The sequence below is a fragment of the Klebsiella sp. S69 genome, from assembly GCF_016516145.1.
In the GTDB taxonomy this organism is placed as follows: domain Bacteria; phylum Pseudomonadota; class Gammaproteobacteria; order Enterobacterales; family Enterobacteriaceae; genus Klebsiella; species Klebsiella oxytoca.
This window is the reverse complement of the sequence record NZ_JACVUU010000001.1, coordinates 149,444-171,885: the sequence shown is the minus strand read 5'-3', so window position 1 is coordinate 171,885 and position 22,442 is coordinate 149,444. Positions and strand designations below refer to the sequence as shown.

Sequence of the window (22,442 nt, the reverse complement as noted above, 5' to 3'; positions counted from 1 at the left end):
AGGGACGGCAATACGCATAACAACAATCACCTGCAACTGTACTGGAGTCCTTTATGAACATGCGAACCCTGTCACTCGCCGCGCTTACCCTACTCGACGTCCCGCCACCGCAACAGGTGCGGATCGCGGCCCAAACCGGATTTACTCACGTCGGCCTGCGCCTGCTTCCCGCCACGGCGACCGACCCTGACTATGGCATGCTGGGCGATACTGCCGCTGTCCGCGATACCCTGGCAGCGCTGATGGAAACCGGTATTCGCGTCTCGGACGTTGAGATAGTCCGCCTGACGCCAGATTTTTCGCTGGACGCTCGTTTGCAGCTCTTTCTCCATACCGCCGCGCGTCTGGGCGCCAGACAGGTTTTAGTCGCCGGAAATGATGACAACCGCTCTCGCAGCGCGGAAAATCTGGCCCGGCTTGCCGAAGCTGGCCAGGAGTATGGTTTAACCATGAACCTGGAGCCCATGCCCTGGACACAGCTGCGCACCATCGCCGAAGCCCAGGCACTTATCGCCGCCAGCGGCCGCCAGGATATCGGTATTTTGATCGACGCGATTCATTTCTGGCGCTCAGGCGAGTCGCTGTCTACGCTCGCCGCGCTGCCGAAAAACTGCCTCAACTATATGCAGCTTTGCGATGCCTCGCCGCAAATCCCCGCAGATGAACAGGAGCTGATTTACCAGGCCCGCGCCGCGCGTAAGGTGCCCGGCGAAGGCGGGCTCGATCTGCATGGACTGATGGCGGCGCTTCCGGCGACGCTGCCGGTTTCTATCGAGGTTCCGCTAAGCGGCGAACGCGGCGCGCTGCCGGCACTCACTCGCGCTCAGTTGCTGTTTAACGCCGCGCAGTCCTACCTGCGCCCTTGCGCATAAGGAGCATCCCATGACACAGACTCAACGCCTGGACGTCAGGGAGTTAATCAACGCCAATCCGCTCAGCCGCTTTCAAAAACTGGTGGTGTTTTTAGGCTTCTGCGTGATTGCGCTGGACGGCTTTGATATCGCCATCATGGGATTTATCGCCCCGACGCTGAAGCAGGAATGGGGAGTAAGCAACCATGAACTCGGTTTTGTCATCAGCGCCGCGCTGATAGGCCTTGCGCTGGGCGCTATATTCTCCGGGCCGCTCGCCGACTGGCTGGGGCGGAAAAAAATCATCATCAATAGCGTCTTCTTCTTCGGCTTCTGGACCATTGCCACCGCCCTTTCGCAAAACATCGAACAGATGGTGCTTTTTCGTTTTCTGACCGGGCTCGGATTAGGCGCCGCCATGCCGAATATCGGCACTCTGGTGTCGGAGTATGCGCCTGAGCGTCAGCGCTCGTTTCTGATTACGATTATTTTTTGCGGCTTCACCTTTGGCGCCGCGGCGGGAGGATTCTCCGCCTCATGGCTAATCCCGAAGTTTGGCTGGCACTCGCTGATGCTGCTCGGCGGCATCCTCCCGCTGCTGTTCGCGCCGCTCCTGATCTGGCTGTTACCGGAATCGGTGCGTTTTCTGGTGGTTAAGCGCGCGCCAGCCCGACGTATTCGGCTGATTTTGCAGCGCCTCTATCCGGGCCAAATCGCCGATGATGCCGAGTTCACTCTCCCAGCCCAGCCCGTGCAGGCAAATGCGATGCGCATCGTTCTCTCCCGCCAGTATCGCTTCGGTTCGATGATGCTCTGGCTGGTCTATTTTATGGGGCTCTTTCTGGTCTATCTTCTCGGTAGCTGGTTACCGACGCTGGTGAAAGAGGTGGGATTAACGGTTGGCCAGGCGGCGGTGATGACCGCAATGTACCAGGCGGGAGGAACCATTGGCTCGCTGTTTGCGGGCTGGTTGATGGACCGGATTAATCCGCATCGGGCGCTCGGAATGATTTACGCCGTTGGCGGCCTGTTTACGATGGCAATGGGATATGCAGCGGCAAGCTTTGCGCTCATCTGCCTGCTGGCGTTTATCAGCGGAGCCTGTTTAAACGGCGCCAATACCGGTATGAATGCGCTTTCCGCCCGCTACTATCCTACCGAAGCGCGGGCTACAGGTTCCAGCTGGATGCACGGCGTGGGCCGCATGGGCGCCATCCTCAGCGCTTTTGCCGGAGCTGAGATGCTGGCGCTGAATATTAGCTTCGAAAGCGTTTTTCTGATCCTTGGCATCCCCGCCGCGATCACCGTCGCCGGGCTCGCGGCCAAAGGAATTTTCGCGGCTGATTCGGCGCCAAAATCCACCTCCTCCACCGCCGCGTTCGGCAATACCGGTTAAATGCGTTAATCAGTCGGGCATGCTGCAGCATGCCCGACCACAAAAAAGAAAAATTAATTTCAATTTACATTAATAATGAAAAATAAAAATCTAATGCCTTATCGATTCACTTCACAAAATCAGCACTCAAAATCACAAATAGCATATACAAGATGAATCAATGAGCGTCAAAAAAGGCAGCAAATAACCTTATTAATCAGAATGACTTGATGATTCCCCGAGCCGCATCGGACGCACAATCTTTTCTATTTTTCGATCCGCCTCTCATATACAGAAGTTAAATTTCATATAACCATTGAAACGAAACAAACATTTCCTTATGTTCTGGCTGACATCAGGATAAGGTAGTGCCGGTGGAACTGGCGCTGAGGTCCTTACTTGTCCCCCCGACAAAGGAATAGACCATGAGTGAACAGCAGATCCTTATTTCTCCCGTAGCATCACGCGGCGATAAGTTAACCTGGACGACCCGGATAGCCTATGGTGGAGGCGATACCGCCTGTAACGTCGTTTTCGGCATGATCGGCACAGTTTTAACGCTTTTCTATACGGATTATGTCGGCATCAGTATCGCCACGGTTGGTCTGGTAATGCTGATCTCACGTCTGTTTGACGGTGTTTCCGATGTCATTATGGGTCTGATGGTTGAGCGCACAAACTCTCGCTGGGGAAAATCACGCCCCTGGCTGCTGTGGATGAGCGTCCCCTACGCCGTATCGGCGATTCTGCTGTTTACCGTGCCCCAAACCACCGGAACGCTGCAGTTTCTCTACCTGCTGGTAGCCTATAACTTCTGTACCACCGTGTGCTACACCGCGATCAATCTCCCCTATGGCAGCCTCTCCGCGATGATGACCCGGACCTCCTGGGAAAGGGATATGCTTAGCATCACCCGCATGTCGATGTCGCCATTTGGCCGCATTCTCGCCGTGGCTTGTACATTGCCGCTGGTGAAATATTTCGGCGACGATCAGGCAGCATGGATTAAAACCATGGCCATCTGGGCTTTTCTGGCGCTGCTGTTACTGCTGTTTTGCTTCTACAAATGTGAAGAAAAAGTGGTTATCAAAGCGCGGGAAAAGCAGGGAAACGTAGCGGTAAAAACGCAGCTTTCTGCCCTCTTCCGTAACCAGTACTTCTGGGCCAGCGCGATCCTCTGGACAGCCCAGAGCGTTTATTACACCGTGGTTGGTATCGCGCTACCTTACTACTGCCGCTACGTGCTAGGCGACGATACCTTCTACAGCTCCATTTTCGTGGCCGAAACCGCCTGCATCATTATTTTCACCTTCTTGAGTTCCGTCCCCATTCGAAAATACGGTAAACGCAATGTGGCCCTTTGCGGCATTGTGCTGGCGACCATAGGCCAGGTGCTGTTTATGTTTAATTCTGACGACTACCACTGGGCGCTGGCAAACGCCATTATTCGCGGTATCGGCTTCGCGCCGCTGAATGCCGTGCTATTCGGCTTCTGCGGCGACGCCGTCGAATATGGCCAGTGGAAAACGCGCGTCCGCCAGGAGGGAATGATCTTCTCTGCGGGGTCTGTCGGTACGAAGCTCGGCGCAGGCATTGCCGCCGCGGTTATCTCCGGCCTGTTAAGCATCTCGGGCTACGTCAGTTCCAGCAGCGGATCCGGCGTTCAACCGCAAAGCGCTATCGACATGATTAATAACGTTTATCTCTACGGCTCATTCTTCCTGTGGATTGTGGTCATCATCACCCTGCTGTTTTATCGGCTGGATAAACAGTACCCACAGATTATGCAAGAGCTGAAAGAGCGCGAAGCGCGTGGAGAAATGTAAAGCCCGAAACCTGCCCCGCGCTCTCCGGGTGCGGGCTATCCAGAAGAACATCTGAAATCCGAAGTCTCTATTTAGAGGAGTGCATCATCATGTTAAACGGCATGAAACCCTTATCTCGCTCCCTGCGCTGGGGAATGGTCGGCGGCGGCGGCACCAGCCAGATTGGCTACAGCCACCGCTGTGCAGCACTGCGCGACAATGTCTTTACCCTGCTGGCCGGCGCGCTCGATATTGATGCCGAACGCGGCCGTCAATTTGGCGAGCAGCTCGGAATCGCCCCCGAGCGCTGCTACGCCGACTATCAAACGCTATTTGCAGAGGAAGCCAAACGCCCTGACGGCATTGAAGCCGTTTCGGTCACTACGCCGAACAATACCCATTTCGCGATCACCAAAGCAGCGCTGGAAGCGGGGCTGCACGTTATCTGTGAAAAACCGCTGTGCTTTACCGCCGCCGAGGCCCGCGAGCTGCTGGCGCTGAGCAAAAAGCAGAACAAAATAATCGGCGTTACCTACGGCTACGCCGGGCACCAGATGATTCAGCAGGCGCGGCAGATGATCGCGGAGGGTATGCTTGGGGAGATCCGCATTATCAATATGCAGTTTGCCCACGGTTTTCATAATGAAGCCGTTGAACTGCAGGCTGAATCTACCCGCTGGCGGGTAACGCCCAAATATGCCGGCCCTAGCTACGTGCTGGGGGATCTGGCGACTCACCCGCTATTTATTGCGGAAACCATGGTGCCAAATCTGAATATCACCCGGCTGATGTGCGCACGTCAGAGCTTCGTCAAATCGCGCGCGCCGCTGGAAGATAACGCCTTCGTGCTGATGGAATATAATAATGGTGCCGTCGGTTCACTGTGGACCAGCGCAGTCAACAGCGGCGCTATGCACTCACAAAAAGTCCGCGTCATTGGCGAGAAAGCCAGCCTTGAGTGGTGGGATGAGCGTCCAAATCAGCTCAGCTATGAGGTGCAGGGCGAACCCGCGCGCGTTCTTGAACGTGGAATGCCCTATTTAAGTCCGCAGGCGCTGGCAGACGACCGCATCGGCGGCGGCCACCCGGAAGGGCTGTTTGAGGCATGGGCTAACCTTTACCGCCGTTACGCCATCGCTATCGATGCAATGGATCGCCGTGACCAGGCGTTTCTGGATAACTTCTGGTATCCGGACGTCGAAGCCGGGCTCCACGGGGTCTACTGGGTTGAGCAATGCGTCAAATCCGCCGATGCAGGCGGCCAATGGGTTGATTTTAACTGCCAATAATCTCCGCTAGCCGGCGGAGCCCGCTCCGCTGGTTTCTTTTTGTCTACCGCCCTCACCTCATCGTGCAACACAGCAGTAATATCTGTTAAACAAACATCTATTTACGCTTCTGGCTCCCCCCACTACACTAGGCGCAGTTTTTAGATTGAGGTGGTAATGAACGATAACAAAATGACGCCAGGCGAACTGCGCGCAACCTGGGGTCTGGGGACCGTTTTCTCTCTGCGCATGCTCGGCATGTTTATGGTCCTGCCGGTTCTGACCACTTATGGCATGGCGCTCCAGGGCGCAAGTGAAGCCCTTATTGGCCTGGCTATAGGCATCTATGGACTGGCGCAGGCAATATTCCAGGTTCCTTTTGGCCTCCTCTCCGATCGCATTGGCCGTAAACCGCTTATCGTCGGCGGCTTGTTAATCTTCGTTCTCGGCAGCATTATCGCCGCGCTTTCCGAATCGATCTGGGGCATTATTCTTGGCCGCGCGCTGCAAGGCTCCGGAGCGATTGCCGCAGCGGTAATGGCGCTGCTTTCCGACTTAACCCGCGAACAGAATCGCACTAAAGCCATGGCGTTTATCGGCGTCAGCTTTGGTATTACCTTCGCCATCGCCATGGTCCTCGGACCTATTATCACCCACCAGTTAGGCCTGCACGCCTTATTCTGGATGATTGCCGCTCTGGCGATGCTCGGGATTCTGCTTACGCTGTGGGTTGTGCCAAATAGCCATAATCACGTGCTTAACCGTGAATCCGGTATGGTGAAAGGCTGCTTTAGCAAAGTGCTTGCCGAGCCAAAACTACTGAAGCTCAATTTCGGCATTATGTGCCTGCATATTATGCTGATGTCCACCTTTGTTGCCCTGCCGGGTCAGTTGGAAGCTGCCGGTTTTCCCGCAGCTGAGCACTGGAAAATCTATCTGGTCACCATGCTGGTCTCTTTTGTTGCCGTGGTGCCGTTTATTATTTACGCCGAAGTAAAGCGCAAAATGAAGCGCGTTTTTCTGCTCTGCGTTGCCATTTTACTGATCGCCGAGATCGTACTTTGGGGAGCGGGAGGCTATTTCTGGGAACTGGTTGCCGGCGTTCAGCTATTTTTCCTCGCGTTTAACCTGCTCGAAGCGTTACTGCCTTCGTTAATCAGTAAAGAATCACCTGCCGGCTACAAAGGAACAGCGATGGGGATTTACTCTACCAGCCAGTTTCTTGGAGTCGCGATTGGCGGTTCGCTAGGCGGCTGGGTAGACGGCTTTTTTGATTCACAAACCGTTTTCCTGCTTGGCGCCCTGCTGGCAATGCTGTGGTTACTGGTGGCCAGCACCATGAGCGAACCGCCTTACGTTAGTAGCCTGCGGGTCGAGATCCCTGCCGACGTGGTGGCGGATGAAATGCTACAGCAACGGCTACAGGCTCAAGCAGGAGTTAAAGAGGTACTGGTAGTTAACAACGAACGTTCGGTGTATATCAAAATCGACAGTAAGGTGACTAACCGCTTTGAGATTGAGCAGGTGATTAAGCAGGGGGCAGTTCAGACCGTTCCCGCGTAAAGTGGTTAAGCAGCCAGGGACATGGTACGTGGCAGGTATGATGTCCCTGCTGCGTACTGGCGAAAGCTTGCGTGACGGTCTCCCCTCCCAATTATCTTCGCCGCTTTAAGCGTTGGTTTCGCGTTATCCCTCTCATCTTCTTTAAGCTAACGCTACGTTTCAAATCCCCACTTCACCTCCCCATAAGAGGGCTGAGCCCAGGCAGACAAGCAGAAAGCGGCATGAGATGCTTCGCAATAAACGCACCGGGAGGATAGCAGCGTCGCTCAGTCTCTGGGATTATCACCGTGCAGCTGTTCTGACCTGGTGATAAACATCAAAAACAACTTTTTGATCTCCTCCCTGAAAACAGTGCCAGGCTAAACTGAAGTCTCCGGTCTTTCTTCCATCTCACAGAGAGGCACATCGCCATGAAAAAGACCCGCTATACCGAAGAACAGATAGCATTTGCGCTGAAACAGGCCGAAACCGGCACTCGGGTGGAGGAAGTCTGCCGAAAGATGGGCATTTCTGAAGCCACATTTTACAACTGGAAGAAAAAGTTTGGCGGCATGGGCGTGACAGAGCTGCGCCGCCTGCGCCAGCTTGAGGAAGAGAATCAGCGTCTGAAACGTCTGGTGGCCGATTTAAGTCTGGACAAGGAGATGCTGCAGGAAGTTATCAAAAAAAAGTTCTGAGGCCGGCTCAGAAGCGTCAGGCGGTGCATTTTCTGCGGGAGGCTTACCGTATCAGTGTCCGGCGGGGATGCGGACTGCTGATGCAGAGCAGAACCGTTTACCACTGGCAGAGCCGGCGGGATGATCGGGCGATAACCCTGCGTATCCGGGAAATAGCGGAAACCCGGATCCGCTACGGTTGTCCGCGTATTCATATTCAGCTGCGGCGGGAAGGCTGGCCTGTTAACCACAAGAAAACACACCGGATTTACTGTCTGGAAGGCCTCAACCTGCGCAAAAAGCGCCCCCGCAGGCATGTCAGTGCAGCACATCGTCAGCAACGTCCGGTCCTGACCGGTGTCGATCAGTGCTGGAGTATGGATTTCGTGTCGGATAACCTGTTTAACGGACGACGTTTCCGGGCGCTGACTGTAGTGGATAATTTTAGTCGGGAGTGTCTGGCGATCCATGCCGGAAAGTCGCTGAAAGGTGAGGATGTGGTCGGTGTGATGGAAGGGTTACGGGTGCTGGGCAAGCGCCTGCCGGTACGTATTCAGACAGATAACGGCAGCGAGTTTATTTCGAAAAGTCTGGATAAATGGGCGTATGAGCACGGGGTCACAATGGACTTCTCCCGCCCCGGAAAACCAACGGATAACCCGTTTATTGAATCATTTAACGGCAGTCTGCGGGATGAATGCCTGAACATTCACTGGTTTCTCTCACTGGAAGATGCGCAGGACAAACTCGACAACTGGCGCAGGGAATATAATCATGAGAGAACGCATTCATCATTAAATGACATGACTCCGGCTGAATTCATCCGAAGTCTCCGGAAAGACGAAGATCTCTGATTTAGCACTGCACTGATTTTGGGCCAAGGTCATTTTTTGAAATTGGTAAAGGACAAACATGAACTGCCTGAGGGATTATCTATATTAGAACGAAGAAAGCGACGGTGAATTATAGATAGCTTATTTTTATGGATAGCAGTATAGGGCCATTCACATAAAACAATCTAACATCACTATGTGAATTCATAATACCCGCAGCATAAAATTTAAAAATTACGTTCTAAAAATGCCACATAGCCATTACTTTCAGTAAGAGAGATAAAAGATTGGTAGTAAACCCATAGCCATAAAATATAAAATCAATCAATTATAAAAAACGCAATTATTCGGAATTTTTATTAGAAGCACGAATTTATCATCACGTTAACTATTCATAATGAATTACCGGTTCATTTAAATATTCACTATTATCAAAACAAAGCCCTGGTTAATATTTACGAGGGTGTACTCAGCTTGCCCGCAACTAAGTAATTATAAATAGTAATAGCACAGGAATAAAAAATGAAAGAATTAACACAATTTGAAATGGAAAATATCTCGGGTGCTGGCCTCTTTGACCTGCCTTGTGCCCTGGTTGATTTCACTATTCAATCCGCACTTGGACTGATGAAAGTCGGCTTTGATGGCTCCCTTACCATTGCCAAAACGGCGCTGGAAACCTCTCTGGATATGCTTAGCAACTTGCTGAGTGGCTCCCCATCCAGTATTGGTAGCATTCTGGCAGATCACCTGAATTCAATGATGTATGAAAAATCAGGTATCTGGTCAAACTTCGTCTATGATGCAGCGACGAACTGGGGCGACGTAGTTTCTTCTTTACAGAAATAAAAAACCAAGCCAGTCAGGGAACTGACTGGCTTTATCCATTCAACAATACATCTTTTCAGATTAACATTCACATATAATCTACATCCGCTCATTCAGGATTGTAAACTGCAATGCTGTCGTGCATATCTCCTTAGTAAGTTTTATTTCATTTTAACGTTCAATTCGATCGCAACGAAAATACATATCACATGCGACGATATAATCATTATGCCAATGCCAGTAAGCATGTAGATAGAAATAAAAAAATGAAGGCAGAGAGCAGGATAAAAAATAAAATTCAAAATAAATACTCAATCCCGAAAATGCCAAAATGACATTGAGCAATACAATCCAAATAAACTGAGTGATTAAAACCATGAATAATCTAAGCCACATCGCTTTATTATAGAGCCATGGCCAGGGGATTGACTTTGATAGATGGAAGTCAAATTCCCTCAGGAACAATCGCCCGAGAAAAATGTAGCGTTTCGATGGACGGATGAAGATCATATCTAAAAACAAAACAATAACGCAAAGAATAAACATCGCTATCATTAATCTGGCTGAAAAAAAACCATCCGCCAAAGAAAAATCATCCTCATTTGCTAACGGGCTGACTATCAAGCTATTCATTAAAAAGGTGATAAAAAGATTAAAACCGACGTAATGATGTAGATTGCGCCAGACTGCCTTTTGGGCAGTAAAATCCTTCATTCGCTTCACATAGCTATAACGTGCATATTTAAACGCCAGGTAAATAGCCAATGGCGAAATAATAGCAATACAAAGTAGTGCATGACCCGATGACATAAATGACAGGCAGCTCGTAATGAGAAGATAAAACATCGCAAAGTATGAGAAGGTAACCACTGCCGGATGCCACAAAAACGCCTCATACGAGGATATAGCTTTCCCCTGAAAACAGGAAAAATCTATATTCTTCATGACACATTTATAACCCCAATAGTTTTTCAGCTCGTAAATAAAAGAAAAGACAATTAATGCCAGGATAACGCTCAGGCTCAATACATTACTCGGCAATAAGTTATAACCATTGTTTTTCCAGAAAAGGAAAAGTAAAAACATAGTTAAAAGATAAAGATAAATAATCACTCGTTTATCCTGATAACGAGTAAATGTTAAATAGTCAGGGATCATAGCACCTCCATTACAAGCCAATCAGCTTTCTACAATGCACGACATTTTCTGGCGCGAAACGCCGGAAGTCATAAAGGAGTTGTCCTAAATAAGCTTTATTGCTGAACTCCAGAAAAGTTACCGGCTGAGAATTCTGTAAATGAGCCGCAAGAGATTTTGTCCATTGCACCGTATGCGTCAGATGTAGAGCCAGATTTTCTTTGATCTGCTCAGGAAGGAATTCTGCTTGCCCGGTAACATTCATCAGCACGCTGTATTTAGGCGAACAAATATCGATTTTTTGCAAAAAATCGCGCATCATCTGAACACCATCGGCCATCAGACGCGTATGCCATGCGCCGCTAACCCCCAGTTTAACCGCCTCTAAACCGGCACCATAAAGGATCTGTGAGATACGGCCCAGATCAGCAGTCGTGCCACCGATAACCTGCTGACGACAGCTGTTATCACAACTCACCTCGACAGGTATACCAGATGCGGAAATCATGTTAGTTAAGGTTTCAAAATCAGCGCCCTTAACCGCGAGCATAGCTCCTTTATGAATTTTACTTAAATCATTCATAATCTTTGAACGGGTATGTATCATCCTAAAAAGCGCCTCCAGGTTAAATGCACCCGCAGCGAAAAGCGCGCTGTACTCGCCAACGCTATGCCCGCAAGAACCCACGATTGGCAAATCAGGCATTTTTTCTAGACAGAGGCAATAGAGCGTCACGTTAATAGCCGTAACGGCAACTTGCTGAGCCGTTGTCTGGACCAGGCGACTCATCGGCCCGCGCTCGCATAAACGGCGAATATCAATTTGGGTAATATCGCTCGCGCAGTCCCAAATATTTTTTGTGACTGCATTCAGATCCCACAAATCAGACCCCATTCCAATAACAGGGTTACCTTGTCCTGCAAAGATAAGAGCGACAGAAGGTGTTGATAGCTGTGATACCATAAAATATCCTTATAAATAGTATTTAAAACCGACATAAATGCTTAGTGTTTCACCAAATAGCGCAAACTCTGATTCAGAACCTCCCAGGGAGCTGTATGCGCCGGCATATAACTCAAACGGCGCCCACTTACCTTGCAAGGGTTTAATAAAATGGGCCCCAAATAATACGCTGCCATCCGCTATATTTATCATTGCATAGGGTTGCAGGGTGGACTGGTCATGATTACGCAGACTAAAATAGGTATTAAAGTAATGTTTGGATAACAGCATGCCTTTATTTGAAGTGTTACCAATCTCTGAGGCCATAAGATACTTATAGCTATCAAACGCTCGGTCTAAAAAATCGTAGCCAGTCCTGTATCCCATCAAGCGAATGAAATCAATCTGCTCCTGCCAGGCCTTTTTCGAATATCCCTCACTCTGAAAATAGTATTCTAAGCCGAATACGCTAAAGCTATCAGTTGTATACTGCCCGCCAAGCGCAAACTCAACGCCTTGTTTATCCTCCACAGAATAGAGTGAGGATGGAAATGCGCCAGCCAGTACGGCCTCTTTTTTATCATTTGAGAAGTGACGCCACTGCTGGCCTTTATGCCAGGAAAACTCAGCATTAATTAAAAACTGTGATGTATAATTATATAGTTCTGATAATGAAAACGCCGGATTATCGCCTAATAGTAAATTAGCGGACAGGCGATGACTAGCTAGTCGGTAATCATTATAAGTTAATAGGTAACGCTCTTCGCTATTTGAGCGTTGTGCTGCAGACCAGTTGCCTGATGATTCATAGTACTTATCGATACTGCTCAATCTGGGAGCTAGCGTAAGTAAAAAATTATAATCCTGATACTCTTTAGATAATGTGCCCCCCCAAAATGATTCGCTATAAGCTGATTCCATTGCTGGCCCATATATTCGGTTTGTTTTAAAACCGGAATAATAATTTGTCAGCAATGTAGCGGGGGATCTTAAGAAAAAGGCCCCTTTTGAAGGTCTCAGCTTCCCTCCTTCCAGGCGTGTTGTATCAGATAAAGCATAGGTAAAACGCAGTCGATCTATCATTATCCTTGCACGATTTTTATCTTTTTCAAAGACTCCGGGACTGCGAATCGGATAATAACCTAAAGAATAAAATGAAAAATCCATATTGAGATTATTATCCACTAGATCGCACTGACCTTTTATGCCTAACGCAATATCATTATAAACATTGTCGGCCACGTACGGATTGCGACCATCAATTTTCCAGATTGACGGTTCTTTATTTACATATGAAATCTGCGCTGCCAAAGTAACATCCATATTATCTTGCAACACACTTGCGGACAGACAGTGTCCCTGAACCAGGGTAGAGACTAAAGTAAAAAAGGGAATAAGGACGTAGAGAGATATTTTCATTGCCCCCCCTTAACATCGCCTCTTTTGTAAAAAAATACTCAGGTAATTTTTCCAGTCTTACGTTACTATATTTCATCACTGAATAGCCTTTTGCATATCGAGCACTCTGTACGACAATTTCAGATGGCCGATATTTACCTAAAATTTTCTGGTAATTTTTATAGGAGACTTTTTTGAGCAATTGGTTATCAAGGGAGTAATAAGATGCCTGGTAAGGCCTGAAATCATCTCCTTGTTCTACAAGGTATATCACCTTTGGATAAGTTACCTTATCCGATTTGCGTATCAGTGATAGTCTATAACAGACTTTCTGTCCGCAAGGTTCAGTACCTTCGATTGTAGAATCGTAGGCGTACTCAAAATTAGTGACGATAACGTCTGCATTTGAGATTTGGCCACTCAACCTTTGTGCCGGTGAAATAGGTATCGGTTTTCGTAGTTCAGGTGTATAAAACCAGAGATCGTACCAATCAGAAAGCATAATCTTCCCTTTATCCCGTGGAGGATAAATAAACCGGACTAAAGAACGCGCATCTGCCCGCGAGCCATTTTCAGGTTTCATAAAACGCATTGACACATCGAGAATTTGTTTACTCTCCGGCTTCTCGCCACCCTCTTTATATTCAAGAACAGTTACCGTATAGCGGAAAGGTACATTAGGCGAACGTATATCATCAGCCAAACGTATAATATCTATAGCCTGAGGTGCCGGAGTCTCGGCTATTACCCAGGACGAAGAAAAAAAAGTAATAAGAATAAGTAAGCGCAGTTTCAGGTGTTTCATACTCATTCCTCAGGAATATTTAAACGCCGCAGAAATATTGAGCCGTGATGCGCGATACGAAGGAAGAACAGACGCAAGAGCTGATGTAAAAATCGGTAAAACCAGCGTAGTGCAGAAAAGCTCGACATTATCGATCTTAATAAACGCAGTATATCCTATCGATTGACCCGGGGATGGCGGCATAGCAATCCCATAAACATTGATCATCGCAGCTAAACAATATCCCACCAAAACACTCCCCATGGCACCAAACACGCCAATAAAAACACCTTCCAGCCAAAATAATAATGTCACATGGGAGGCCTCAAGACCAATGGCTCTCAGGGTGGCTATTTCACGCGTTCTCTCAGCAATATTCATCGTTATTGAATTACCAATCATAAACACGACAATAAGCGCGACAATAAGTTTGATAAAGAAATATATGCCTGAGAGCATTCCCTCGACCTGTTGATAAAAAATAGATGTTTCTTTCCAGTCCTTCACAACCAGCGGCAACTTATTGTCAACAATATATTTATTCAACTTAACTATAAATTCATCAACATTATTATTATTCAGCAATATAAGTACTTTACTCACGCCATCTGTGCCCATAATCCTTTGTGCTGTATCTAGCGGAACCTTCAATGCTACATCATCATAATCTTTAATACCGGATGCAAATATCCCACGCAATTTTAACGATAAAGCTCCCTGGCCACCTGATGTATTAACTACCATCACATCAAGCCAGTCGCCATAACCCGCGGCAAGAGTTTTTGCCAGCCCGCTGCCTATTGTGATTTCATTACGTTTTACGCGCGATAAATCACTGCCTAAAATGATTTTATCAAAGGCACCCAGTTTCAAGGCAGGTAAAGGCTCGACCCCCTGAGCAGAAAAATAGCTTGAGGTTTCATTTTCATATTGAGAAATAACTCCTGTAAACTCAAGCTGCCCTGAAAGGGTGGATATATCATTAGCTAGCGAAGAATTATGCATAATATCATTTTTTAGAGCAGCATAATTATTGATGAGATGTTTACTCTTGTTTGCAGTATCAAAGTACTCCTTGTTATAAACTTGTACATGACCAATGTTTGTGCGGATTGTTTGCTGCTGGAGAATCCAGAAAGAATAATTAATAAAGCCGCCATATAAAAATATGGCAACACCACCAAGAATTATCGCACAAATTGTTGACAAAGTTCTTCTGCGATGCCTTAATAAATTCAAAAAAGAAAACTTAGCATCACGGAAGCGGAAAACGACACAATAGATGATAAATAAAACAATTATAAGCACAAAACCATTTACAAAGATCATATTCATTGACATTTATTTGGCCCTCATAAGGGGTATAATAATTTGCGTAACTTCATCAAGTTCCCAGGTAGATGAACCGTTATAAGCCATATCAATTTTTTTATTTGGATTATCCACCTGTAATATTGATAATAATTGGCCAGCCTGTTGATAAAGTTTACAGTTATAAAATGCTCTGTAGCGCATATCATTGACGTTATCTCGAATTCTGCTACTTAATTCTTGTTTTAGCAGTATGTCTGTGTCCTCGAGGGTAATAACGCAGCGTCCCAACTCGGCGGGTAGGTACGCATCGACCTTGGCACGCAGATATCTGATGAGTGGTATGTTTTGATTTAAATCCACAGCTTCATCGAGATAAAAGAAGCCTGTTTTAGCATACTCTGAAGCCTTAATAATATCATTAGTGGCCAAAAAATAGTTTGCTTGCCTCAACATCCCGTAGGCATAAAAAACCAGCGAAGCAATATTTCCGGTCTTTTTGAACTCATCGGATAGAGATTGAGTAGTTTTTGCTAACACGTCAGGCTGAGTTGGAAACCCATTATGGAGTATGCTTTCAACTACAGGCGTATAAGTGGGAGCCGCCGTGGCGGCTACAATAACCAGAGACAGGCTCAGGCACAGTAACCTGAAGAAATTATTCATATGAATCATAAGCTAATTCTCCATCACGGATTTCCACCACTCGGCGCGCACGTTCCGTTAGCTGGGTGGAGTGGGTCGATATAATAAAAGTGGTGCCCGTTTGATGATTGATATCTAGTAAAAGATCCAGAATTGCGTCTCCCGTCGCCAGGTCGAGATTTCCTGTAGGTTCATCTGCAACGACAATCTGAGGTTCATGTGCGAGTGCTCTTGCTATGGCGACACGCTGTTGTTGCCCGCCAGATAGCTGCCCCTGTTTCCGGTCTTCCAGGCCGGATAAACCCACGCTATTCAGAAAATGGAGGGTTCGCTCCTTTGCAGTTCTGGCATCGAAATGGCCATTAAGTATCAATGGATAAAAAACATTATCAAACACGTTAAGTACCGGGATTAAATTAAAGAACTGGAAAATAAATCCCAGATGCTTACTACGTACTGCTGCCAGATTTCTCTCTGACAATGCATTCATATTTTTATTGAGAAAGAAAACATGCCCTGCGGAGGGTTTATCAATTCCGGATAATATATTTAATAATGTGCTTTTACCACTACCAGAAGGCCCACATAAAGCCATAAACTCGCCAGCAGCGATATCAACATTGATATTTTTAAGCGCAACAACCTCGTTCTCGCCCATTCCATAATTTTTATAAATACCATGCAAAGAAATAGCTGGCAATTCTTTAATATTAGCTCTCACTGTGGCCTCATGGTTAATACCAGGTATCAAAATAAGTTAATCCGCCATTATAACCGGGCAAAATTGTTCTCATGCGACCGCCCTTAAAAGCGTGCTGAAAAATATAATGCCAGCTCAAAGCAGGCGTTATACAGCCACTAGAACCATATTTCTTTTCAAGATCGAGTAATTTTACAGGATGGTTAAAAAATGGCGTTATCGAACTGGCTCTGCCGGAGAATGCAACCAGATCAATATCTGATGCATAATTTTTTTGATACTGTGATGAGTCTGCGCTGAAATAGGGCCCGCAGTTTACTTTTAGATCACCAGTTGTCTGACTGAAAATAAAACATCCTACTCGTTCGATTGATAAATTCATCCCGGGAATTTTTCGAGATTCTTTCATTTTACTACGAGGATTAATATTTGTTGCGGTAAACACTAACAATGGTATGACACGATAACCACCACAAACAATGACAAAATCAAAGATATCCCAGCTTAAATAGTCTTGCGCCAGGCGCATTGCCTGAATCAGCGCATTTTTTTCCCCGCGGATTTTGCATGTCACATTATCTACAGAAAACTTTTTTACTAAATTTTTTGGTAGTGTATCAATGGTAGATAAATGCAGCGTACTTATATCATATTCAAAGCCAGCCGCTTCTCCCCATGAGTCAACATAGATAAAGGCAGTTCGTGATTTCATCAATAGCATACGTTCCTTCTGAGGCAACGCCTGCATTGCGGCATCGGATACTTTTTCTAACGCGGAGATATACGCCATGTAATTAGTTCTGTTCACTATTTCTTTGTCATAGACATCTGCGCGAGTACCAAATCGTTTAAAATCCCAGCTATTTGTATCGGTATTTTTCAAAGCCATATCATAGGAATGTGCTTCCCAAACATTTAGCCAACTGGGGCTGTATAAAAATAAAGGTGCCTCGGGCTCCATAAGAGACAACGATAATAAATGCATAGCATCATCCATTTAGCTAGCTTCCCTGGCGGTATTGGACAGCAAAGCTGCGATAATAGAACCATCTACCCCTAAGCCGGTTTTAAGCAAATGGCTCTTGTGATGTTTTATTACTCCCGGCCCGGTAAGAAAGTGGTGAGCTATACCATTAATAATGGGTTCATTAATTACCGATTTTATTAACTCATGACAACTTACTGAATGATGACCAATTATTAAATCTACCAATCCAGAACCAGTAGCGGTATAACCTATTTGCCCTTTGTAAGCGAGGACTGGTAGCATATTCTCCCCTGCCAGAATAGCAATAGCTTTCGCTTCAATGCTGTCACTGAACGCTGTACCATTACCATGAGGGATAAAAGCGCACACGTCCTCAATTTTAACTCTCGTATCATTCAAGAGTTGGTTGACTAGTTTTAATATACAGGTACTCTGCCAGTAAACATCGTTACTTCTACTGGCATTAATCTGTTTATAAGCCGTCTTGATACTCACTCCATCAACAAGTTGTCGGGCCAGGCGATGATGGTCACTTTCAAGTACCAGAACGCTATAACCTTCAGCAAAGATCACCCCTTTGCTATTTACACCAAACGGTTGAACAAGATCCGTATCCAGCATTGATTGAGTTGAGAGAAACCAAATATCCTGAGATTTTATCTGGGATATATTAATAATGAGCGCAAGCTCTATACCACCGCGCTCAATTGCATGGCTTGCCAGATGAACGGCTGTAAGCCCGGAGTTACTGGTACAATTAATATTCGGTGGTAGATACCGCAAACGATATTTTTTAGCCAAAAGCTCTGCGATTATATCCTGAGACATATTTCTGGCGCATAAATTGGTTATTGAAGGAGTCAGCGCGAGATCTTCAATATCATTATAAGTAGCGAAAGAACGATAATCTATAGCATCAACTCGAGGCCCTATACCAGTAATATAGACTCTGATATTATCTTCTCGAAGACAATTCTCATCCAGCATTGACTGCTTTAAGGCCTCATCAATTAGGCGATAGAGTAATTCAGGAATGCTATCATTACTATATTTCATCTTTGCAGCATTGACATTACCACGAAGCCCACATTTAATAGCTTCATCATTCGACTTGAACCAAGGCGCGGTTTTGACACGCTTTCCCTGTTTCAGATTTGCAATGAGCTGCGAACTATCATCGGCAAATGGTAAATGAACGCTATAACCAGAAATAATAGACTTCCTGTCCATCGTATTATCCTTTGATAATAATTGCGTAATAGTTGCCGCCTTCCGTCGCCCCTACCAGCAATACATATTTAATTTTGATATTCAGAGCCTGACGCACAAAATTTATACGCTGATCAACAAAGTCGCTGGTATACGGTATAGCGGGAACTGCCTGCTTTTTAATACAATCAAGAAGTATGATCAGATTCAACAAGCCTGCACACGAGGCCACGAAGCCAAAAAAGGCGTTGTAGTTGACTACCGGGACTGTTGGATTAACCTGACGAAATGATTCATATATGGCATTCAACTCGATTGTTGAATTGTCAATGCTTCCGTTGCTGGTGCCACACACCAAATCGATATCTCTGGCACAAATTCCTGCATCATTAAGCGCGCGTTCGATGGCTAAGGCCATTGCGCTGGATTTTTCATCAATTTGAGTAACATCAAAATAGCTGTTGTTGCATGATTTACCATACCCGACAACTTCCGCTAAAACCTCAGCGCCGCGCGCAGCGGCCGCAAGCGGATCTTCGAGCATTAACATACAGGCGCCTTCGCCAGGTACGTAGCCCTTCGCTTCTTTAGCATAGACCTGATAGTCCCCGACATCAGATGCCGCGTGAATCTTCTGCGTCACCCCATCCATGTACAGAGACATGGATGGGAAATACTCATCAGCGCCCCCGACAATAACTTGCGGCTGAAGCTGCTGGCGAATGATCTCATAACCATAAGTTAATGCGCCAAGAGCCGCATTTTCACCGGTTGCAAGAGTAGTGGTGTACCCTTTTACCCCTTCAGAAATACCGCAAAAAGTTGCAATAGCATTCATCAGTGAACCAGGAAACTCCGACGTACGTACCTTTCCAGGGTCTGGCTTCAGACTCTGCAAATATTTATAAGTTGTCTCTTGTGGCCCGCGCGCCATGCCCATAACCAGACCGAGTTCTTCTCCATCGCGCTTAATACGTCGCTTAGCCATATTTAGCGCTTCCGTAAGCGCAATTAGCGCGAAGGTACCGCCGCGAGTAGCCTTACGCGAATCGAAGCGACGCAGGTGTTTACGCGGCTCAAGCCCTTTGACCTGGAAAGTTTTAAAGGTGGATGGTTCATGCGATGCTTCACAGCTGGCAATGCCATAATTTGCCCCAAAAAGCTCCTCAAACTGCCTGCTCTTTATTAAAACATGCAGCAGCTCTTCAGCTTCATTTAATACATCTTGAGGGAAAACGATCTCCTCAAGCTCGACGGCGCTGCTTTCAATTTGACTAATATTCGTAAGTATTTCATTGATACGATGCCCAATAGCGGATACAGCTCCTATGCCAGTTATCGCTACCCTTTTGGCCTCATATGAAGTCACCGGAACCGAGCCCGGCCTGGTGCTTACAATCATGCAGCAGTTGTTACCCCCGAATGCATAGTTATTCTTCATAAAGATATTAATATCTTTTTTTACGAACTCATTCGGGACGTAATCCAGATCGCAGTTAGGCCGTGCCTCAGTGAAATTAAGGGTAGGTAGTACCTGTTGGTCAGGCAAAGTGACCAGGCAAGCTATAAGTTCAACGATTCCGGCAGCGCCAATATTATGGCCAAAGTAGGATTTCGTAGAACTGATCGGAATATTTTCAATGTCGCGAAACACTTTTTTCATCGCCAACGTTTCGATTTGATCGTTAGCTTCAGTACCTGTTCCGTGCGCATTAATATAATCAACCTGATCGGGTGTAATCCCCGCATTAGCCATGGCCTTTAACATAACTTGTACTGCTCCGCTGGCTCGCGGATCGGGCCCTGTTTCGTGGTAAGCGTCGCAGGATGTGGCATAAGAAAGAATCTCGCCATAGATGGTAGCGCCGCGTGCAATGGCGTGTTCATACTCTTCTAGTACAATAGCCCCCGCCCCCTCGCCAATTGACATACCGGATTGGCCGGAGAAAGGTGAACAGGATACGGGATGCATGACATTGAGAGCATAAAAGCCAGCAAAGGTCGGTAAATAGATCGGTTCCGTCCCAACTGCCAGCATAGCGCTACTCTTGCCATTCTGAATATAATCGAATGCCATACCTACGGCATTAGGGCTCGCTGTACAGGCCGTGGCAACCAGTTCGACCCCACCTTTCAGCCCTAACAATGTCGAAACGCTGGAACAACAGGAAGAGAAACCACCGGAATACAGCGCCTTACGCAAGGAAAAGTCCTGAATTCGCTGCTCGAAAAGCGGCAGGAAGGCTTCTGTACCCGCAGAGGAAACGCCAACTACTAAGCCCATCTCATCAAGGCAACGAGGGCAGTTAACCAGGTCGGCCTGTATCAACGCGTCCCTGGCAACCTTATATGCCCACAGCGCAGCGTTATCGAGCGAGGCAATAATCTCCTCAGATAATTCAGGACAATCGATTTCATGTAGTACCTCGGCCGCCCGTGCGTTTTCAAACCATTCCGAGAAACGCGCGCTATCAGTAATACCATTTTCCTTCTGTAGCAGGGCTAGCCTGAAACCCTCAATATTATCCGCAAGAGATGACAGGATGCCCATCCCTGTGATAACTACCCTTTTCCTGTTTGTTTTCATAATATCCGGAAAACCCTTGATTTAAACAGCAAATAAAAAAATAACGACCGCGTTTAGCAAGTTAAGTTTAATACTCTCTATGCTTTATAAAACACTTTTCGCTTTCGATGGATCAATATAGCTATGCGTTGTCGGGTTAACCAGCAAACTGAAATTATATATGAATGGTAAGGTTTTTGTTTTTGCCGCAATATCACCGTGCGCAGTTTTTATTATATAACCGTCTATATCTGATAGTGCATAAGGGGTATTAATAAACGCCAACGCTATCCAACTTTGCTCAGCCGGAGAATATACAGCATTAATAATAAACCCCACAGTCTGCCCATTAACAAGGATTTTATCATCCTTGCTAAGCGACGCGCAATTAACGCACGGAACAATGCCAACAACTTTGCGAGCAGCACTCTGGGCAGACATCAGCTCAACAGCAGCTTTGCCGATGAAATCTTCCTTGTCATACTGGATAGCCCACTGCAATTGTAATTCGACAGGGTTTGTTGAATATTCTGCGTAAATGCTTTGATCCCAGCCAGGATTTTCTACGCGAACTATGCGCTGGTAATCCAAACCGCCAGTTTTAAGTAAGTACTTAACTCCTATCTTTTGTAATTTAACCCATAGTTCAACGAGTAAACTTTGAGGGCCAATTACTTGATAGGCAAACTCCCCATGCTTACCGCAGCGGAAGACAATTAAGCCATCTTCAGTATTCGTGTATTCGCAATAAGGAAGACCGATGATATCATATCCATAGATCTCGGACATCAACTCCCAGGAATATGGCCCTTCAAGCATGATAGCCCCCCAGTTATCGTCTTCCATGGATTTTATTTCCGGGTTCTCCTGAATACCTAAATCATCATATTTTTCCGCTGCGAACTTAAGGACATCTATAATCCTGGCAACAGAAATATTTTCAGACAATATATAATAACCATCCATGGCACACAGCACATACATATCACCAAGGATAGTCCCGTCGTCATTCAAGACGAGTGAATAAATTCCTTGTTCATCTCGTACAATTGAAATGTCAGCAGAGGCAATGTGATTTACAAGAATCCATGCATCTTCACCTGTTACGCTAACAATGGCCATATGAGAGTAGTCGACCAGCAAAGCATTCTCTCTCACCGCTTTATATTCATCTAAAATATCATGATAGGATGAAGGTATGCTCCGGTTGTTATAATTGCCCATCACAGCATTATCTTTTAAATGTAAATCGAAAAGCGAGCTCATAAAACACCTTTATAAATTAACATGATTGACATCAGGAATGTTTTTTCTGAATAATAAATGAAGCAAGGCTATTAATACTTCTCATATATGATGGATCATCCCCTTCTTGCACTTGAATGTTAAAAGCCTTATCAAGCATGACGATAATCTCCGTCGCATCAACAGAGTCCAGCTTCAGTCCATTGCCAAACAAAGGAGTATCGTCATCAATTTGGTGCTCTTCACGTTGAATATTAAGCCGATGAATAAGCTCCGCTTTTATAGTCACAAGTATTGATTTTCTTTGATCGATCTTCTCATTAATATCAGTCATAAC

At 46.4% G+C, this 22,442-nt stretch carries 19 protein-coding genes; 7 read left to right on the top strand and 12 right to left on the bottom strand.

Annotation, left to right across the window (positions count from 1 at the left end):
• The first annotated feature begins 53 nt into the window (after positions 1 to 53).
• From IAE27_RS00790 to IAE27_RS00760, 7 genes are all read left to right on the top strand, one after another.
• Positions 54 to 872: a sugar phosphate isomerase/epimerase family protein gene (locus IAE27_RS00790; RefSeq protein WP_016808677.1), complete on the top strand. Its 819-nt coding sequence runs from the start codon at positions 54 to 56 to the stop codon at positions 870 to 872.
• A 10-nt stretch (positions 873 to 882) separates the two neighbouring features.
• Positions 883 to 2,247, top strand: a complete 1,365-nt coding sequence (locus tag IAE27_RS00785) for an MFS transporter (RefSeq protein WP_004099507.1) — start codon at positions 883 to 885, stop codon at positions 2,245 to 2,247.
• Between the two features lie 404 nt (positions 2,248 to 2,651).
• Positions 2,652 to 4,052 carry an MFS transporter gene (locus IAE27_RS00780; RefSeq protein ID WP_064344871.1) on the top strand — a complete coding sequence of 467 codons (1,401 nt, stop codon included), beginning with the start codon at positions 2,652 to 2,654 and terminating at the stop codon, positions 4,050 to 4,052.
• An 89-nt stretch (positions 4,053 to 4,141) separates the two neighbouring features.
• Entirely contained in the window at positions 4,142 to 5,320 is a 1,179-nt protein-coding gene (locus IAE27_RS00775) for a Gfo/Idh/MocA family protein (RefSeq protein WP_004111004.1), read from the top strand.
• A gap of 156 nt (positions 5,321 to 5,476) precedes the next feature.
• On the top strand, positions 5,477 to 6,862 hold the full coding sequence (locus IAE27_RS00770) for an MFS transporter (RefSeq protein ID WP_004099503.1): 1,386 nt from the start codon (positions 5,477 to 5,479) through the stop codon (positions 6,860 to 6,862).
• A 410-nt stretch (positions 6,863 to 7,272) separates the two neighbouring features.
• A protein-coding gene (locus IAE27_RS00765; RefSeq protein ID WP_110232061.1) for an IS3 family transposase occupies positions 7,273 to 8,372 on the top strand; the annotation gives its coding sequence in 2 pieces (ribosomal slippage) (positions 7,273 to 7,525 and positions 7,525 to 8,372; 1,101 coding nt in all).
• A gap of 501 nt (positions 8,373 to 8,873) precedes the next feature.
• The gene (locus IAE27_RS00760; RefSeq protein WP_070557188.1) at positions 8,874 to 9,200 is read left to right on the top strand and encodes a hypothetical protein; all 327 of its coding nucleotides are present in this window, start codon (positions 8,874 to 8,876) and stop codon (positions 9,198 to 9,200) included.
• A 150-nt stretch (positions 9,201 to 9,350) separates the two neighbouring features.
• Here IAE27_RS00760 and IAE27_RS00755 read toward each other — a convergent pair whose 3' ends face one another.
• The 12 genes from IAE27_RS00755 to IAE27_RS00700 all read right to left on the bottom strand — a co-directional run bounded on the left by IAE27_RS00755 (position 9,351) and on the right by IAE27_RS00700 (position 22,439).
• Positions 9,351 to 10,337 carry a hypothetical protein gene (locus tag IAE27_RS00755; protein ID WP_154022362.1) on the bottom strand — a complete coding sequence of 329 codons (987 nt, stop codon included), beginning with the start codon at positions 10,335 to 10,337 and terminating at the stop codon, positions 9,351 to 9,353.
• 10 nt (positions 10,338 to 10,347) lie between these two features.
• Positions 10,348 to 11,280: an ACP S-malonyltransferase gene (locus IAE27_RS00750; RefSeq protein WP_064355440.1), complete on the bottom strand. Its 933-nt coding sequence runs from the start codon at positions 11,278 to 11,280 to the stop codon at positions 10,348 to 10,350.
• A 9-nt stretch (positions 11,281 to 11,289) separates the two neighbouring features.
• Positions 11,290 to 12,678: a hypothetical protein gene (locus tag IAE27_RS00745; RefSeq protein ID WP_064355442.1), complete on the bottom strand. Its 1,389-nt coding sequence runs from the start codon at positions 12,676 to 12,678 to the stop codon at positions 11,290 to 11,292.
• A complete protein-coding gene (locus IAE27_RS00740) occupies positions 12,584 to 13,462 on the bottom strand; it encodes an outer membrane lipoprotein-sorting protein (protein WP_227685204.1) in 879 nt (292 codons plus the stop codon). The genes IAE27_RS00745 and IAE27_RS00740 overlap by 95 nt, the downstream gene beginning before the upstream one ends.
• A gap of 9 nt (positions 13,463 to 13,471) precedes the next feature.
• Complete coding sequence (locus IAE27_RS00735) at positions 13,472 to 14,782, bottom strand: ABC transporter permease (protein ID WP_154022361.1); 1,311 nt, start codon at positions 14,780 to 14,782, stop codon at positions 13,472 to 13,474.
• On the bottom strand, positions 14,783 to 15,427 hold the full coding sequence (locus IAE27_RS00730) for a hypothetical protein (protein ID WP_004099495.1): 645 nt from the start codon (positions 15,425 to 15,427) through the stop codon (positions 14,783 to 14,785). It lies immediately after the preceding gene.
• On the bottom strand, positions 15,411 to 16,055 hold the full coding sequence (locus IAE27_RS00725; protein ID WP_413785468.1) for an ABC transporter ATP-binding protein: 645 nt from the start codon (positions 16,053 to 16,055) through the stop codon (positions 15,411 to 15,413). The genes IAE27_RS00730 and IAE27_RS00725 overlap by 17 nt, the downstream gene beginning before the upstream one ends.
• 76 nt (positions 16,056 to 16,131) lie before the next feature.
• The gene (locus tag IAE27_RS00720) at positions 16,132 to 17,094 is read right to left on the bottom strand and encodes an ATP-binding protein (protein WP_200091518.1); all 963 of its coding nucleotides are present in this window, start codon (positions 17,092 to 17,094) and stop codon (positions 16,132 to 16,134) included.
• Positions 17,095 to 18,315 carry a beta-ketoacyl synthase N-terminal-like domain-containing protein gene (locus IAE27_RS00715; RefSeq protein ID WP_108704153.1) on the bottom strand — a complete coding sequence of 407 codons (1,221 nt, stop codon included), beginning with the start codon at positions 18,313 to 18,315 and terminating at the stop codon, positions 17,095 to 17,097. It lies immediately after the preceding gene.
• Positions 18,316 to 18,319: 4 nt separating this feature from the next.
• The gene (locus IAE27_RS00710) at positions 18,320 to 20,881 is read right to left on the bottom strand and encodes a beta-ketoacyl-[acyl-carrier-protein] synthase family protein (protein ID WP_154022359.1); all 2,562 of its coding nucleotides are present in this window, start codon (positions 20,879 to 20,881) and stop codon (positions 18,320 to 18,322) included.
• Between the two features lie 84 nt (positions 20,882 to 20,965).
• Positions 20,966 to 22,126: an aminomethyltransferase family protein gene (locus tag IAE27_RS00705; RefSeq protein WP_070557181.1), complete on the bottom strand. Its 1,161-nt coding sequence runs from the start codon at positions 22,124 to 22,126 to the stop codon at positions 20,966 to 20,968.
• 31 nt (positions 22,127 to 22,157) lie between these two features.
• Positions 22,158 to 22,439 (bottom strand): acyl carrier protein, encoded by a 282-nt coding sequence (locus IAE27_RS00700; protein WP_004099489.1) that lies wholly within the window; start codon positions 22,437 to 22,439, stop codon positions 22,158 to 22,160.
• Between the last annotated feature and the right edge of the window lie 3 nt (positions 22,440 to 22,442).

Coding starts and splice junctions, on each gene's coding strand:
- IAE27_RS00740 (WP_227685204.1), bottom strand. CDS start 13,462: ATGAAACACCTGAAACTGCGCTTACTTATTCTTATTACTTTTTTTTCT.
- IAE27_RS00790 (WP_016808677.1), top strand. CDS start 54: ATGAACATGCGAACCCTGTCACTCGCCGCGCTTACCCTACTCGACGTC.
- IAE27_RS00700 (WP_004099489.1), bottom strand. CDS start 22,439: ATGACTGATATTAATGAGAAGATCGATCAAAGAAAATCAATACTTGTG.
- IAE27_RS00730 (WP_004099495.1), bottom strand. CDS start 15,427: ATGATTCATATGAATAATTTCTTCAGGTTACTGTGCCTGAGCCTGTCT.
- IAE27_RS00745 (WP_064355442.1), bottom strand. CDS start 12,678: ATGAAAATATCTCTCTACGTCCTTATTCCCTTTTTTACTTTAGTCTCT.
- IAE27_RS00770 (WP_004099503.1), top strand. CDS start 5,477: ATGAACGATAACAAAATGACGCCAGGCGAACTGCGCGCAACCTGGGGT.
- IAE27_RS00775 (WP_004111004.1), top strand. CDS start 4,142: ATGTTAAACGGCATGAAACCCTTATCTCGCTCCCTGCGCTGGGGAATG.
- IAE27_RS00715 (WP_108704153.1), bottom strand. CDS start 18,315: ATGGACAGGAAGTCTATTATTTCTGGTTATAGCGTTCATTTACCATTT.
- IAE27_RS00705 (WP_070557181.1), bottom strand. CDS start 22,126: ATGAGCTCGCTTTTCGATTTACATTTAAAAGATAATGCTGTGATGGGC.
- IAE27_RS00780 (WP_064344871.1), top strand. CDS start 2,652: ATGAGTGAACAGCAGATCCTTATTTCTCCCGTAGCATCACGCGGCGAT.
- IAE27_RS00735 (WP_154022361.1), bottom strand. CDS start 14,782: ATGTCAATGAATATGATCTTTGTAAATGGTTTTGTGCTTATAATTGTT.
- IAE27_RS00750 (WP_064355440.1), bottom strand. CDS start 11,280: ATGGTATCACAGCTATCAACACCTTCTGTCGCTCTTATCTTTGCAGGA.
- IAE27_RS00720 (WP_200091518.1), bottom strand. CDS start 17,094: ATGGATGATGCTATGCATTTATTATCGTTGTCTCTTATGGAGCCCGAG.
- IAE27_RS00755 (WP_154022362.1), bottom strand. CDS start 10,337: ATGATCCCTGACTATTTAACATTTACTCGTTATCAGGATAAACGAGTG.
- IAE27_RS00710 (WP_154022359.1), bottom strand. CDS start 20,881: ATGAAAACAAACAGGAAAAGGGTAGTTATCACAGGGATGGGCATCCTG.
- IAE27_RS00785 (WP_004099507.1), top strand. CDS start 883: ATGACACAGACTCAACGCCTGGACGTCAGGGAGTTAATCAACGCCAAT.
- IAE27_RS00760 (WP_070557188.1), top strand. CDS start 8,874: ATGAAAGAATTAACACAATTTGAAATGGAAAATATCTCGGGTGCTGGC.
- IAE27_RS00725 (WP_413785468.1), bottom strand. CDS start 16,055: ATGGGCGAGAACGAGGTTGTTGCGCTTAAAAATATCAATGTTGATATC.